At 71.6% G+C, this 14,956-nt stretch carries 11 protein-coding genes; 1 reads left to right on the top strand and 10 read right to left on the bottom strand.

The window, feature by feature from the left end; all coding sequences use genetic code 11:
- Positions 1-6: 6 nt before the first annotated feature.
- The 9 genes from ACGFI8_RS21880 to ACGFI8_RS21840 all read right to left on the bottom strand — a co-directional run bounded on the left by ACGFI8_RS21880 (position 7) and on the right by ACGFI8_RS21840 (position 12,128).
- Positions 7-930, bottom strand: a complete 924-nt coding sequence (locus tag ACGFI8_RS21880; RefSeq protein WP_392807405.1) for a GNAT family N-acetyltransferase — start codon at positions 928-930, stop codon at positions 7-9.
- 69 nt (positions 931-999) lie between these two features.
- Positions 1,000-2,454, bottom strand: a complete 1,455-nt coding sequence (gene obgE / locus ACGFI8_RS21875) for a GTPase ObgE (RefSeq protein WP_392807403.1) — start codon at positions 2,452-2,454, stop codon at positions 1,000-1,002.
- Between the two features lie 110 nt (positions 2,455-2,564).
- Positions 2,565-2,816 (bottom strand): 50S ribosomal protein L27, encoded by a 252-nt coding sequence (gene rpmA, locus ACGFI8_RS21870; protein ID WP_392807402.1) that lies wholly within the window; start codon positions 2,814-2,816, stop codon positions 2,565-2,567.
- Positions 2,817-2,826: 10 nt separating this feature from the next.
- Positions 2,827-3,141 carry a 50S ribosomal protein L21 gene (gene rplU, locus ACGFI8_RS21865; RefSeq protein WP_392807400.1) on the bottom strand — a complete coding sequence of 105 codons (315 nt, stop codon included), beginning with the start codon at positions 3,139-3,141 and terminating at the stop codon, positions 2,827-2,829.
- A 145-nt stretch (positions 3,142-3,286) separates the two neighbouring features.
- The gene (locus tag ACGFI8_RS21860) at positions 3,287-6,091 is read right to left on the bottom strand and encodes an Rne/Rng family ribonuclease (protein WP_392807399.1); all 2,805 of its coding nucleotides are present in this window, start codon (positions 6,089-6,091) and stop codon (positions 3,287-3,289) included.
- Positions 6,092-6,263: 172 nt separating this feature from the next.
- Entirely contained in the window at positions 6,264-7,010 is a 747-nt protein-coding gene (locus ACGFI8_RS21855) for a TIGR03936 family radical SAM-associated protein (RefSeq protein ID WP_392807820.1), read from the bottom strand.
- Between the two features lie 70 nt (positions 7,011-7,080).
- Positions 7,081-9,039 (bottom strand): TIGR03960 family B12-binding radical SAM protein, encoded by a 1,959-nt coding sequence (locus ACGFI8_RS21850; protein WP_392807397.1) that lies wholly within the window; start codon positions 9,037-9,039, stop codon positions 7,081-7,083.
- 15 nt (positions 9,040-9,054) lie between these two features.
- Positions 9,055-11,400, bottom strand: a complete 2,346-nt coding sequence (locus ACGFI8_RS21845) for a glycoside hydrolase family 65 protein (RefSeq protein ID WP_392807395.1) — start codon at positions 11,398-11,400, stop codon at positions 9,055-9,057.
- Positions 11,397-12,128 carry a beta-phosphoglucomutase family hydrolase gene (locus ACGFI8_RS21840; RefSeq protein ID WP_392807393.1) on the bottom strand — a complete coding sequence of 244 codons (732 nt, stop codon included), beginning with the start codon at positions 12,126-12,128 and terminating at the stop codon, positions 11,397-11,399. Before ACGFI8_RS21840 ends, ACGFI8_RS21845 begins: the two co-directional genes overlap by 4 nt.
- A gap of 66 nt (positions 12,129-12,194) precedes the next feature.
- Between ACGFI8_RS21840 and ACGFI8_RS21835 the strand changes: the two genes are divergently transcribed.
- A complete protein-coding gene (locus ACGFI8_RS21835) occupies positions 12,195-13,058 on the top strand; it encodes a hypothetical protein (RefSeq protein ID WP_392807391.1) in 864 nt (287 codons plus the stop codon).
- Between the two features lie 99 nt (positions 13,059-13,157).
- Here ACGFI8_RS21835 and ACGFI8_RS21830 read toward each other — a convergent pair whose 3' ends face one another.
- Positions 13,158-14,705, bottom strand: a complete 1,548-nt coding sequence (locus ACGFI8_RS21830) for a chitinase (RefSeq protein ID WP_392807390.1) — start codon at positions 14,703-14,705, stop codon at positions 13,158-13,160.
- Between the last annotated feature and the right edge of the window lie 251 nt (positions 14,706-14,956).

Genomic DNA, 14,956 nt, shown 5'->3' with positions numbered 1-14,956 from the left:
CTAGCCTCAGGCGAGCTCAGACGCGATGGGCTCGGGAGCAATCACAAGTTTTTCATAGCACAGGCTGAGCGGGCTGTGTACGTACGGCCCATACGGCGGAATCGGTCGATAACCGGCAGATTCGTACAATCGGATGGACTCGGTCTGGCGGGCGCCGGTCTCCAGCCGGATCACCGGGTAGTGCGAGCCCGCGGCGAGGTCCTCCAGCGCCGCCAGCACGCGCCGCGCGATGCCGTTGCCACGGTACGCCTGCCGCACGTACATGCGCTTGACCTCGACGGTCTGGTCGTCCAACGGCTGGATCGCCCCGCAGCCGGCGCCGACGCCGTCCACGGTCGCGAGCACGAACCTGGCCCTCGGGTCGACCGGGAACCGCCGGGCGTCGGCGCTGCCGTACCGGTTCGCGGCCTCGTCGGCGGCGAGCGCGACCAGCTCCTCGACGGCCGGGTCGGCGGCGGCGCGGCGGACCATCCGCACCTCCCGCCCGGCGTCGTCGAAGCGCTTCTCGAAGCACCGGCTCGCCTCGTACTTCACGTATCGCCCGAAACGCGGGATCGGCCGGTAGCCGGCGGCGAGGAAGAGCGAGATGGCCTCCGGCGCGGTGACGCCCGCCTCCAGGCGCAGCACCCGGTGGCCGCGCGACGCGGCGAGGTCCTCGAGCGCGGCGAGCATCCGGCGGGCCAGGCCGCAGCCCCGGTACGCCGGGCGGACGTACAGCCGGGTCACCTCGGCGGTGTCGATGTCGATCGCGAGCAGCGCGCCGCACGCCACGGCGTCCCCGCCGACGACCGCGACCAGATAGCGGGCGGCCGGGTCCACCGCGTACACGTGGCCCTCCCGGCCACCGTCGCGCGCCCGCAGTTCGACCTGCTGGTCGACGACGAGCGCGATCACCTCCGAGTCGCCCGATGGACGTTGCTCGATCAACATGGAACGACGGTACGCACCCTCGATTTCCCCGGTGTTTCACTTGACGGGCAAATCGCGTTGCGCGACGGGTTAAAAATCCTCGTCCTCGTCGTCACTCGCGGGCGAAACTTCCAGCTCCTCGTAAGGCCGGCGGCGGGCGGCGCGCATGGCCTTGCGCTCGGCCGCGCCGATGCGCTTGGCCGGCCCCTCCAGGCGGTAGTCGGTGCCCCGGTTGCCGGGGACGAACTCCTCCTCGACGAACAGGTTCGGCTGCCAATCGAATTCACGAACGCCAATTCGTACCGGATCGCCGGGCTGTGCGCCGGCCTTCTTCAGCGCCGCCTCGACGCCGAGCCGGGCGAGGCGGTCGGCAAGGTAACCGACGGCCTCGTCGTTGTCGAAGTTCGTCTGGCGCACCCAGCGCTCCGGCGCGCCACCGCGCACCACGTACACGCCCTCGGCGTCGCGCTCGATGGTGAACCCGCTGTCGTCGACCGCGGCCGGGCGCAGGACGATCCGGGTGCGCTCCGGCGGCGGCGCGGCCAGCCGGTGCTGCTTGACCAGCTCGGACAGGGCGAAGACGAGCTCGCGCAGGCCCTCGTGACTGACCGCGCTGACCTGCTGCACCGCGTAGCCGCGCGCCTCCAGCTCGGGGCGCACGATGTCGGCGAGATCCCGGCCGTCCGGCACGTCGATCTTGTTGAGCACGACGAGCCGGGGCCGGTCCTCCAGCCCGCCGTACGCGGCGAGCTCCGCCTCGATGGCGTCGATGTCGGAGAGCGGGTCGCGCTCGGTCTCCAGCGCGGCCGTGTCGACGACGTGCACGAGCACCGCGGTGCGCTCGATGTGCCGGAGGAACTCCAGGCCCAGGCCCTTGCCGGTGGCGGCGCCGGGGATGAGCCCGGGCACGTCGGCGACGGTGAACGTGTCGTCGCCGGCCTGCACGACGCCCAGGTTGGGCACCAGGGTGGTGAACGGGTAGTCGGCGATCTTCGGCCGGGCCGCCGAGATGGCCGCGATCAGCGACGACTTGCCGGCCGACGGGAAGCCGACCAGGCCCACGTCGGCGACGCTCTTGAGCTCGAGCACCACGTGGAGCTCCTCGCCGGGCTCGCCGAACTCGGCGAAGCCGGGCGCCTTGCGGCGGGTGCTGGCCAGGGAGGCGTTACCCCGCCCGCCGCGGCCGCCGCGGGCCAGCTCGAACTGGGTGCCGCCGCCGACCAGGTCGGCGAGGACCTCGCCGTCGACGGTCTGCACGACGGTGCCGTCGGGCACGCGCAGCGCGAGCGTCTCGCCGTTGGCGCCGTCGCGGTGGTTGCCGGCCCCGCCGTTGCCATTGCGAGCCTTCTGGTGCGGGTGGAAGTGGAAGTCCAGCAGCGTGTGGACGCCGGGGTCGACGATCAGCGTGACGCTGCCGCCGTGGCCGCCGTCACCGCCGTCCGGCCCGCCGAACGGCTTGAACTTCTCCCGATGGATCGACACGCAACCGTGACCGCCGTCGCCGGCCTTCACGTGCAGGACGGCCCGGTCAACGAACGAGGTCACCGCGAACTCCCCTTCAGGCAACTACACAGCAAACACAGCAACGGCGGGCCGGAGGCTGGTATGCCCCCTGCCCGCCGCGTGTACGAACGAAATCAGACCCAGGACCAGCCCTAGGCCGGCGTGATGCTGACCGTCTTGCGGCCACGCTTGGTGCCGAAGGTCACGTGACCGGCGGCGAGCGCGAACAGCGTGTCGTCGCCACCGCGGCCGACGAGGTCGCCCGGGTGGAACTTGGTGCCGCGCTGGCGGATGATGATCTCGCCGGCGTTGACCAGCTGGCCGCCGAACCGCTTCACGCCGAGCCGCTGGGCGGCGGAGTCGCGCCCGTTCCGCGAGCTGGACGCACCCTTTTTGTGTGCCATCGCGCTTGCCCTACTTCCCGGTGGAGATGCCGGTGACCTTCACCTGGGTCAGCGGCTGACGGTGACCCTGGCGCTTGTGGTAGCCGGTCTTGTTCTTGAACTTGTGGATCCGGATCTTCGGACCCTTGGTGTGCGCGACGACCTCAGCGGTCACCGCGGCGCTGGCAAGCGCGGCCGCATCGGTGATGAGATCCTCGCCGTCGACAAGCAGGACAGCGGAGAGCGTCAGCGCATCGCCCGGCTCGCCCGCGAGCTTCTCGACCTCGATCACATCGCCCTCGGCGACCTTGTACTGCTTGCCGCCGGTCTTGACGATCGCGTACATGGGACGCGGACTCCTGTCGTAGCTACTGGCGGGCTGGTTCGGGCTAGTGCCTCCGCCAGAAAATCCCGGGCAGAGGCACGCAAAAGACCCTGCGCACGAAAGTGCGCTTTAGAGAGCGTACGCCATGGCCGGCGTACTCCCCAAATCAGGGGCGGGTCCGGCGGCGGACGCCACCCCGGCGGGTCCGGCGCCGGGCGCCGTTGCCCGCGGACTCGTCCTCGTCGTCCTCGACGTTGTCAGGGTCGTCCTCGGAGGCGATCGGCGTGAACTCCGCCTCCTCCTGGACGTCCTCGACCACGTGCGGGGCCTCGAAGGCCCCGCTGGCGCTCTCCTCCTCCGCAGGGGCCTCCTCGACCACCGCGGTGGCGCCGCGGCGGCCACGCCGCCGGCTGCGCGGAGCGGGCGCGTCGGCCTCCTCGACGCCGGTGGTGACGCCGGGCGAGGCGGTGGCCGAGGCGACCTTCGCCACGGCATGGCTCTGTCCACCGGCGCCACTACCGGCACTGCCGCCACCGCGCTTCTCCGGGATCGGCTCGGTGTGGATGATCAGGCCGCGACCCTTGCAGACCTCGCAGGTCTCGCTGAACGCCTCGAGCAGGCCCTGGCCGACCCGCTTGCGGGTCATCTGCACCAGGCCGAGCGACGTGATCTCGGTTACCTGGTGCTTGGTCCGGTCCCGGCCCAGGCACTCGGTCAGCCGGCGCAGCACCAGCTCGCGGTTGGACTCGAGCACCATGTCGATGAAGTCGATCACAATGATGCCGCCGAGGTCGCGCAGGCGCAGCTGGTGGACGATCTCCTCGGCCGCCTCGAGGTTGTTGCGGGTGACCGTCTCCTCGAGGTTGCCGCCGGCGCCGGTGTACTTGCCGGTGTTGACGTCGATCACGGTCATCGCCTCGGTGCGGTCGATGACCAGGCTGCCGCCGGAGGGCAGGAACACCCGCCGGTCGAGCGCCTTGATCAGCTGCTCGTCGATGCGCAGGTCGGCGAAGACGTCGCTGGTGCCGGTGTAGCGGTGCACCCGGTCGACGAGGTCCGGCGAGACGTGCGACAGGTAGGGCTCGACCGAGTCGTAGGCGTCGCCGCCCTGGATGACCAGGTCGCGGAAGTCCTCGTTGAACAGGTCGCGGACGACCCGGACGACCAGCTCGGGCTCCTCGTAGAGCAGCGCCGGGGCGCTGCTGCTGGAGGACTTCTCCTGGATGGCCTCCCACTGCGCCTGCAGGCGCTTGACGTCGCGCGCCAGGTCGTCCTCGGAGGCGCCCTCGGCCGCGGTGCGCACGATCACGCCGGCGCCGTCGGGGACCAGGTTTTTGAGCACGTCGCGCAGGCGCTTGCGCTCGACGTCGGACAGCTTGCGGCTGATGCCGGAGGCGTTGCCGTGCGGCACGTACACCAGGTGCCGCCCGGACAGCGCGATGTGGCTGGTCAGGCGGGCGCCCTTGGTGCCGATCGGGTCCTTGGTGACCTGCACGAGCACGGAGTCACCGGACTTCAGCGCCTGCTCGATGGTGCGGGTGCGCCCCTCCAAGCCGGTGGCGTCCCAGTTGACCTCGCCGGCGTAGAGCACCGCGTTGCGGCCCCGGCCGATGTCGACGAACGCCGCCTCCATGCTGGGCAGCACGTTCTGCACCCGGCCGAGGTAGACGTTGCCGACCATCGAGCTCGACGACGCCCGGGTCACGTAGTGCTCCACGAGCACCTTGTCCTCGAGCACGGCGATCTGGGTGCGGTCGTTCTTCTGCCGGATGACCATCGTGCGGTCGACGGCCTCGCGGCGGGCCAGGAACTCCGACTCGCTCAGGATCGGCGGGCGCGTGCGGCGCTGCTCGCGGCCGTCCCGGCGACGCTGGCGCTTGGCCTCCAGCCGGGTCGAGCCGGAGACGCCCTGCACCTCGTCGCGGTCGCGGGTGGCGGTGCGCGGCTCGCGGATCTTCACGACCACGTGCGGGTCGTCGCCGGCCTCGGCGTCGGCCGAGCCCTTCCGGCGGCGGCGGCGCCGGCGACGGGTCAGCCCCTCGCCGTCGTCCTCGCCGTCCTCGTCGGCGGACGCCTCCGCCTCCTCGTCGGCGGCCTCCGCCTCGGCCTCGCCGTCGGCCTCCGCCTCGTCCAGCTCCTCGCCGGCGGGGCCACGGCCACGGCCACGGCCACGGCGGCCCCGGCGGCGGCGACGGCGGCCGGCGGCGTCGAAGCCCTCGTCGTCCTCCTCCTCGTCGGCCTCCGCCTCGTCGGTCTCGGCCGGGGCCTCGACGGCCACGTCGACCGGCGCCTCCGTGAAGGCCTCCTCGGCGGCGGCACGGCCGCGGCGCCGTCGCCGGCCGCGGCCGGCCGGCTCCTCCTCGGCGAGCTCCTCCTCGGCGAGCTCCGCGCGCTCGGCCCGGGTGGACGCGACCTGCTCGCTCGGCGGCATGAACAGCAGCTGGACGGGGGCGGCGCGGCGGCCCCGGCGGGCCGGCGGCCCCTCGACGACCAGCGGCTCGAGCTCCTCCGGCGTGTCGGCGTCCTCCTCGCGCTCCTCCGCGGTGAGCTCCTCGGCGGCCGGTTCCTCCGCGGCGGGCTCGATGGCGACCGGCTCCTCGACGGGAGGCGCTTCGGCGGGCGGCTCCTCGACGACCTTCGCACGGCTGCGGCGGGTCCGGGTGGCCTTGACCGGGGCGGGCGGCTCCTCGAGCGGCAACTCCTGCTGCCCAGACTCGCCCGGTTCGCCCGGTTCGGCACTCGCCGTCGCCTTCCGCCTCCGGCGGGTGGTGGTGGGCGGGGGGGCGGCCTCCGGCTCGGCGGTGACCTCCGGCGCGGCCGCAGCCTCGGCCGGGGGCGCCTCGGCGGCGGCCTTCGTGGCCCGGCGGCGCGTGCGCCGGACGGGGGTGGTGCTCTCTGCTTCGCTGGCTGCGGCAACAGCCACCGGCTCGGCGCCGGTGGTGTCGCCGCTCGCCGACTCGTTGTCGAACATGCGGACGTTCTCCAGTTCTGGCGCTCCCGGGCGCGTAGCAACGCAGCCACACGGGGGCACCGCATATATGTTGTGCCGGCGGAGGTATCCGCTCTCGCGGACGATCCGCCGAAAGTCTGCCAACCTCGCGCCCGGCGGCCGGCGGCCCGCCAGCTGGCGGATCACCCGTCGTCTACAGCGACGAAGTCCCCACGACGGCCGCCGGCCGATCCTCAACGCCAGCCTGGGCGAGTGGATCGACGAGGTCGCCCTGCTCGGTCAGCACTCCCTGAGCCAGTCGGGTCGCACGGGGCGGTACCGGCGGCTCCAGGTCGGCCACTACGCGCAGACCGGACAGCACATCGTCGGGTCGCACGGTCGGGGTTACCTGCCGCACGACAAGGTCGAGTATCGCACACGGTATGTCGGTGACCTCGGAAGGTAGGTCGCCAAGGGCGGAATCCGACAGATTCTCAAGGTCGGAACACGTGAGCCGGACCACTGCGGCGCGCGTGTCGAAGGTCCGCCGGCCCTGCTTGGTGAGGCGCTCGACGAGCACCTCGGGCGTGTCGAGGAACGTGTGCACGGCGACGGCGGCGTCGTGCGCGGCGATCCCGGGCAGCTCGATCCGCCAGCTCGACGCGTCGATGCGGTCGGCCAGGCTGCCGCCGCCGTTGAGCGGCGACTCGATCGCCTCGATCACGTCCAGGCCCGGCGACAGGGCCGCGTCCAGCGCCACCCGCAGCTGCGCCGGGTCGACCGCCGCCCGCAGGCCGATCTCCAGGTACTCCGCCTCGCTGGCCACCCCGGTCGGCGCGGCCGACGCGTAGGAGACCTTCGGGTGCGGCGTGAAGCCCTGCGAATACGCGATCGGCACGTTGGCCCGCAGCAGCGCCCGCTCGAACGCACGGGCGAAGTCACGGTGGGAGGTGAAGCGCAGGGGGCCGCGCTTGGCGTACCGCAACCGGATCCGCTGGACGACGGGCTCCTGGTTGCTCTCCGGCTGACGCTTAGGCATGCGGCACCCCGTCCGGAGTCCGCAGCCCCGCGACCGGCGTGAGCGGCAGCAGCTTGCGGCCGGTCGGCCCGATCTGGATCTCGGTGTCCTGGCTGGGGCAGACGCCACAGTCGAAGCACGGCGTCCAGCGGCAGTCGTCCTGCTCGTAGCCGGTCAGCGCGTCCTGCCAGTCCTGCCAGAGCCAGTCCTTGTCCAGCCCCGAGTCGAGGTGGTCCCAGGGCAGGACCTCGTTCTGCCCGCGCTCGCGGGTGGTGTACCAGGCCAGGTCCACGCCGAACGCGGGCAGGACCTCGGCGGAGGCGTCGACCCAGCGCTGGAACGAGAAGTGCTCCGACCAGCCGTCGAAGCGGCCGCCGTTCTCCCAGACCCGGCGGATCACCGCGCCGATGCGCCGGTCGCCGCGGCTGAGCAGGCCCTCGACCTGGGAGGGCTCGCCGTCGTGGTACCGGTACCCGATCGCCTTGCCCAGCGACCGGTCCGAGTTGATGGCCTCCTTGAGCGCCTTGAGCCGCCGGTCGATGACCTCCGGCTCGGCCATCGACGCCCACTGGAACGGGGTGTGCGGCTTGGGCACGAACCCGCCGATCGACACCGTGCAGCGGATGTCCCGCGACCCGGTGGCGGACCGGCCGGCCTTGATCACCTCGTGCGCGAGCTTGGCGATCTGCAGCACATCCTCGTCGGTCTCGGTGGGCAGGCCGCACATGAAGTACAGCTTCACCTGGCGCCAGCCGTTGGTGTATGCCGTGACGACGGTGCGGATCAGGTCCTCCTCGGTGACCATCTTGTTGATCACCTGGCGGATCCGTTCCGAGCCGCCCTCGGGCGCGAAGGTGAGGCCGGTACGCCGCCCGTTGCGCGAGAGCTCCTGGGCGAGCGTCACGTTGAACGCGTCGACCCGGGTCGAGGGCAGCGACAATGAGACGTTCGTCCCCTCGTACTGCTGCGCGAGCCCCGAGCACATGTCGCCGATCTCGGAATGGTCGGCCGAGGACAGCGACAGCAGCCCCACCTCGTGGAAGCCGGAGAACTCCAGCCCCTCCTTGACCATCTGCCCCACGGTCGTGATGCTGCGCTCCCGCACCGGCCGCGTGATCATCCCGGCCTGGCAGAAGCGGCAGCCACGGGTACACCCGCGGAAGATCTCCACCGCGTAGCGCTCGTGGACGGTCTCGGCCAGCGGGACCAGCGGCTTCTTCGGATACGGCCACGCGTCGAGGTCCATCGTGGTGCGCTTGTGCACCCGGAACGGCACGTCGGCGCGGTTGGGCACGACCCGCTGGATGCGCCCGTCGGGCAGGTAGTCGACGTCGTAGAAGCGCGGCACGTACACCGACTCGGTGCGGGCCAGGCGCAGCAGCAGCTCGTCGCGGCCGCCGGGCCCGCCCTCGGCCTTCCACTGCCGGACGATCCCGGTGATCTCCAGGACCGCCTCCTCGCCGTCGCCGAGCACGGCGGCGTCGATGAAGTCGGCGATCGGCTCCGGGTTGAACGCCGCGTGGCCGCCGGCGACCACGATCGGGTGCCGGTCGTCCCGCTCGCGCGCCTCCAGCGGAATGCCGGCCAGGTCGAGCATGGTGAGCAGGTTGGTGTAGCCCAGCTCGGTCGAGAACGACACGCCGAACAGGTCGAACGCGGCGACCGGCCGGTGCGCGTCCACGGTGAACTGCGGCACACCCTCGTCGCGCATGAGCCGCTCGAGGTCGGGCCAGACCGCGTAGGTCCGCTCGGCGAGCACGTCGGGCTGCTCGTTGAGCACCTCGTAGAGGATCTGCACGCCCTGGTTGGGCAGGCCGACCTCGTAGGCGTCGGGGTAGGACAGCGCCCATCGCACGGTGACGGCGTCCCAGTCCTTCACGACCGCGCCGAGCTCACCGCCGACGTACTGGATCGGTTTGCTGATCCGTGGCAGCAGTCGCTCGAGTTTCGGGAAGACGCTCGTCACACTCACGGACAACCAGGGTACCTATCCCTCCCGCTTACGACGACGCGGCGCCCGGCCGCTCGGCTGGGACGGGGCCGGGGTCGCCGGGTGCGGCGCGGGAATACGCAGCGTGACCGGCTCGCCGGCGCGGACGGTGACCTGGTCGCCGTGGTGGCGCAGGGTGACCTCGCCCCCGTCGACGGCATAGGTCGCGTGGCCGTGCTCGACCGTGACGCGCAGTATCTCGCCGTGGACGGTGACCGCGAAGCGCAGCCGCTTGAGCTCGCCCGGCAGCCGCGGCACGAAGGACAGCTCGCCGCCGTAGTCGCGCATGCCGCCGAAGCCGGCCACGATCGCCAGCCAGGTGCCCGCCAGCGACGCCATGTGCAGCCCGTCGCCGACGTTGTGCTGCAGGTCATAGAGGTCGACGAAGGCGGCCTCGCCGAGGTAGTCGTAGGCGAGCTCGGTGTGCCCGACCTCGGCCGCCATCACCGCCTGCGTGCTGGCCGACAGCGAGGAGTCACGAACCGTGCGCTCGTCGTAGTAGTGGAAGTTGCGGGCCTTCTCCTCCGGCGTGAACGCGTCGCCGCGCCAGTGCATCGCCAGGACCAGGTCGGCCTGCTTGACCACCTGGCGGCGATAGAGATCGAAGTACGGGTAGTGCAGCAGCAGCGGGTAGTGCTCCGGCGGGGTGTTCGCGAAGTCCCACTCCTGGTGCAGCGTGAAGTTGATCGCCTGCTGGTGCACGCCCAGCTCCTTGTCGTACGGCAGGTGCACCCGCTCCGCCGCGTCCCGCCACGAGGAGATCTCCTCGTCGTCGACCCCGAACGTGCGGGCGAGCTCCGGGTGCCGCTCGGCGGCCACAGCGGCCGAGCGCAGGTTGAGCTGCGCCATCAGGTTCGTGTAGATGTTGTCGTCCGAAATCGCGCTGTACTCGTCCGGGCCGGTCACCCCGTCGATGTGGAAGACGCCGTGCCGGTCGTGGTGGCCGAGCGAGCGCCACAGCCGGGCGGTCTCGACCAGCACCTCCAGCCCCGCCTCGGCCTCGAACCGGTGGTCGCCGGTGGCCTGCACGTAGCGGGCCACGGCCGCGGCGATGTCGGCGTTGATGTGGAAGCCCGCGGTGCCGGCCGGCCAGTACGCCGAGCACTCCTGCCCGCGGATCGTGCGCCAGGGGAAGGCGGCGCCCTTCAGCCCGAGCTGCCGGGCCCGGTCGCGGGCCAGGTCGAGCGTGTCGTGCCGCCACCGCAGCCCGTCGCGGGCCACCTGGGGATGGGTGTACGTCAGGACGGGCAGCACGAAGCTCTCGGTGTCCCAGAAGACGTGGCCGTCGTAGCCGCGCCCGGTCAGCCCCTTCGCGGCGATCGGCCGGGCCTCGGATCGCGCGCCCGCCTGCATGAGGTGGAACAGCGCGAAGCGCACCGCCTGCTGGATCTCCGCGTCGCCGTCGATCTCGACGTCGGCCTGGCACCAGAACTGGTCGAGGTACTTGCGCTGCGACTTGACCAGCCCGTCCCAGCCGCCCAGCCGGACGCCGGCGATCGCGCCGTGCACCTGGTCGCGGATCGCCTGCCGGGAGCGCTGGCTGGACCAGCCGTAGGCGATGTATTTCACGATCCGCAGCCGCTGTCCGGGCTGCAGCTCGCAGGCGAACGTGGTGCGGGCCCAGTCGTCGGTGGCCTCGGTCTGCGAGCGCACCGGCACGGGCGCGTCGACCTCGTGGTCCATCTCGGCGCCGAGGCGCAGGCAGCTCGCGTTGGTGCGGTGCAGCAGCTGGGCGTTGAGGTCGCTGGCGTAGTGGCCCTCGGCGACCAGCGCGTGCCCGAGCGCCGCGGCGACCCGCGGGTCCTTGCTCGGGGCCGGCACGTCCTCGTTCGCCACCAGCTCGGACTGCACGATGATCCGGGCCGCCTCGTCGATCGGCTCGACCTCGTACCGGAAGGCGGCGACCGAGCGCTGCTCGAGCGAGACCAGCCGGGTCGTGCGCAGCTTGATCCGCTGCCGCGCGGGCGAGGACCACTCCACGTCGCGCTGCAGCGTGCCGGCCCGCAGGTCGAGCACCCGCTCGTGGGCATGCAGGTTGCCGTACCGCACGTCGAACGGCTCGTCGTCGACCAGCAGCCGGAACACCTTGCCGTTGGTGACGTTGAGGATCGACTGCCCCTCCTCCGGGAAGCCGTACCCGGCCTCGGCGTAGGGCAGCGGCCGCTCCTCGTAGAAGGAGTTGAGGTAGGTGCCGGGCAGGCCGAACGGCTCGCCCTCGTCCAGGTTGCCCCGCAGCCCGATGTGCCCGTTGGACAGGGCGAACAGTGACTCCGTCTGGGCCAGGTCGTCGAGGTCGAGGCTGGTCTCGCGCAGCGCCCACGGCTCCACCGGGAACGTGGTCATGACTCCTCCTCGAGCAGCTTTCCCAGATCCGGTACCACCACGTCGGCGCCGCTGCGCCGCAGGTCCTCGGCGTGCTCGCCGCCGATCCGGTCGACGCCCACGACGAAGAACCCGCCGGCCCTCCCCGCGGCTACCCCGGCCAGCGCGTCCTCGAACACCGCCGCGTGCGCCGGCTCGACGCCCAGCTCGCGAGCCCCCTCCAGGTAGGTGTCCGGGGCCGGTTTGCCCTTGAGCCCGCGCTCGCGGATCATCACCCCGTCGACCCGGACCTCCAGCAGGCCGGCCAGCCCGGTCGAGGTGATCACCTGCAGCGTGTTGGCGCTCGAGCTCACCACCGCGCGGCGCAGCCCGGCCTGCTGGGCCCGCTCCAGGTAGGTCACCGAGGACGGGTACGGCTTGAGCCCGCCCTGGCGCAGCAGCTCCAGTAGCAGGACGTTCTTGCGGTTGCCCAGGCCATTGACGGTGTTTGCGTCCGGCGGGTCGTCCGGCTTGCCCTCCGGCAGCGAGATGCCGCGCGAGGTAAGGAAGTCGCGGACGCCCGCCTCGCGGGGCTTGCCGTCCACGTAGTCGTTGTAGTCGTGGACCGGGTCGAACTCCCGCAGGCCCCTGGCCCGGAGGAACTCGTTGAACGTCGCGGTCCAGGCTTTGTTGTGGATGACCGCCGTCGGGGTCAGCACACCGTCGAGATCGAACAGGCACGCGCTCACGTGATCCGGTAGACCCAGCACGTCTGCGACCGTATCCCCGCCGGGCGAACTCTGCGCGGCGTGCACGCGGTGGTTAGCCTTCGAGTTGTGACAAAACCGCCGGACGAGTCGCCGACCCAGCGGCAGCCGGCCTCCCCGACGTGGGTCGGCTCCGCCTCCGTGCCGCCCGGCGGCTCCCGCCGGCGCCGGCAGTGGGAGGACACCCTCGACCTGCCGGCCGCGCCGCGCACCCTGGACCTGCCGGCTCCCCCGCCGGAGCCTGCCCCCGCGCCCCAGCCCCAGCCCCTGCACCAGCCCCAGATCCGGTACGTCCCGGTCGTGCCGCCCGGCTACGGTCCGCTGCCGCCAGGCTACCGCCCGGGGCCGTTCCCGCCGCCGCACCAGTTCCGACGCCGGCGGCGCAAATGGCCGTGGGTGATGCTGGCGCTGTTCGCGCTGTGCGCGGGCTGCTGCGGCGGCGGCTACGCCTGGGCCCGCCCGTGGTGGGTGCAATACCCGGCCAGCGTGCACGTCGACGCCACCGTGCCTGACCTGACCAGGCTGAACGAGGCCGCGTCGACGAAGGCCGCCGAGCAGTTGCAGACCTCGCTGACCTCGGACCACCTGGACGAGTCCGGCTTCACGGCCGTCTACCAGGACGACAGGGACAACCGGCAGCGGGTGCTGGTCTTCGGCGCGACGCGGTTCATCACCAACCCGTCGCGCGACCTGGAGGCGAGCCTGCGCAAGCTCGGGCAGAAGATCCAGATCCAGGACGTGCGCGAGGTCGACCCGGGCGTGGCCGGCGGCGAGCAGCGCTGCGCCGCGTCGCGCTACAACGGCCGCGCCGCCACCGTCTGCGGCTGGTCGGACCACGGCGTGATCGCGATCGGGGTCTTCACCGGCAAGTCCCTGGACGCCGCGTCGACCTCGATGCAGAACATCCGCGCCGCGATCATCACCCGGAACTGATCACCCGCTGATGAAAGCCAGTGCGGGGAGACCGGGCGCTGGGAACACCCGATCTCCCCGCACTGTGTTGGTGGTGGAAGGTTCCGGTTACGGCAGCCGCTAAGGCAGCGTCGCCAGGTGCGGCTTGACCGTCTTGGCGAAGCCGTTGCCGTTCTTGACGTCCCAGTTGATCGACCAGGTCATCGCGCCGCGGATGCCCGGGTACGTGTGCGGCGGCTTGAAGGTGCCGCAGTTGGTGCCCAGGGCCAGGCAGTCCAGCGCCTGGTTGACGACCGACGGGGAGACCACGCCGCCGCCCGCCGCGCCGGTGCCGGCCGGCAGGCCGAGGGCCACCTGGTCGGGGCGCAGGCCGTTCTCCAGCTGGATGCAGGCCAGGGCGGTGATGAAGTTGACCGTGCCCTGCGAGTACGCCTGCATCTGGTCGCAGCCGAGCATGCTGCCGGAGTTGTAGTACTGCGTGTGGACGACCGTCAGGATGTCCTTGATGTTGAGCGCCAGCGCGAAGTAGCTGCCGCCGGTGGACTGCATGTCGATCGTCTGCGGCGCCATCGTGATGATGAGGTTCGCGCCGGCCTTGGACCGCAGCGAGCGCAGGGCCTGCGCCATGTACGTCGGGTTCAGGCCGTTCTCGAGGTCGATGTCGATGCCGTCGAAGCCGTACGCCTGCATGATCGACCAGGCGGTGTTGGCGAAGTTGGTCGCGGCGTTGGCATCGCCGACGCTCACGGTGCCGGCCTCGCCGCCGACGGACAGGATGACCTTCTTGCCGCGCGAGTGCAGCGTGGCGACGTCGGCCTTGAAGTCGGCGTCGGTGTAGCCGCCCAGCGCGCTGGACAGGCCCGAGTCGACGCTGAACGCCAGCCCGCCCGGCGTGGACGTGGCGGTGGCGAACGCGACGGCGATGAGGTCGTACTCGCTCGGCACGTCCCGCAGCCGCAGCGGCGTGGCCGGGTTGGTGAAGTCCTGCCAGTACCCGGTCAGGAAGTGTTTCGGCAGCGAGCCGGTGGGCGTCGACGGCGACGTCGAGGGTGAGCTCGACGGCGAGGACGACGGCGACTTGGAAGGTGATGCGGAGGGGGACGCGGACGGGGACGCCGAGGGCGACGCCGACCGCGAGGGCGACGCCGACGGGGTCGTGGGCCCGGTTGTGGTCGGGTTGCCGCCGGGGCCGTTGAGTGAGAAGTCGTCGGCCGTGTACGCCGGCTGGCCGTACCAGCCGTGCACGTAGACGACCGCCGAGGTCTGGCTCGCGCCCGTGGTGAACGAGACGGTGAGCTGGGAGTACGCGCCGCCGGTGCCCGGCGTCCAGGTGCTCGCGTCGACCCCGCCGGTGACACCGATGAAGACGTAGGAGCCGTTGACGTAACCCGAGAGGGTGTACTTCGTGTTGGGCTGCACGGACACGGTCTGCGAGCACTGCGCGGTGGTGCTGCCGCCTGGCGTGCCCGCCAGCTTGTAGGTGCCCGAGTGCGCGGCGCCGGAGGTGACCGACGCGGACTCGCAGGTCCAGCCGGACGTGGAGCCGGTCTCGAAGCCCGGGTTGGTGAGCAGCTCCGCGGCGGACGCGGGCATGGCGAGCACGACCCCGGCGAGGGTCAGTACCGCCGCGCCGGCCCCCGCGAGCAGGGTGACATGGCGTGGACGCATGGGTCGCTCCAGGTTGGGCCGCAGGAGGGGCACGGACGTCGATGGCCGTCGACGTGTTCCTCCACGGTCCACGCACCGGAATTTAATGTCAAGGTTTCTTTACTATTTATTATGGCGCCGCCGGAACCCGCTTCGGGCCTGGTCTCTGGTCGCGGTATCCTCGATACACAGGCGTCGACCCGGCCATCACCGGCGAGCCTCCGGAAGAACGGCCAGCCAAGATCACGAGGCCGGCCTACTAGACCCGGACG

This window comes from Dactylosporangium sp. NPDC048998 (genome assembly GCF_043197855.1).
In the GTDB taxonomy this organism is placed as follows: Bacteria; Actinomycetota; Actinomycetes; order Mycobacteriales; family Micromonosporaceae; genus Dactylosporangium.
The sequence above is the reverse complement of the archived record's forward strand: the minus strand, read 5'-3'. Positions and strand labels throughout refer to the sequence as shown.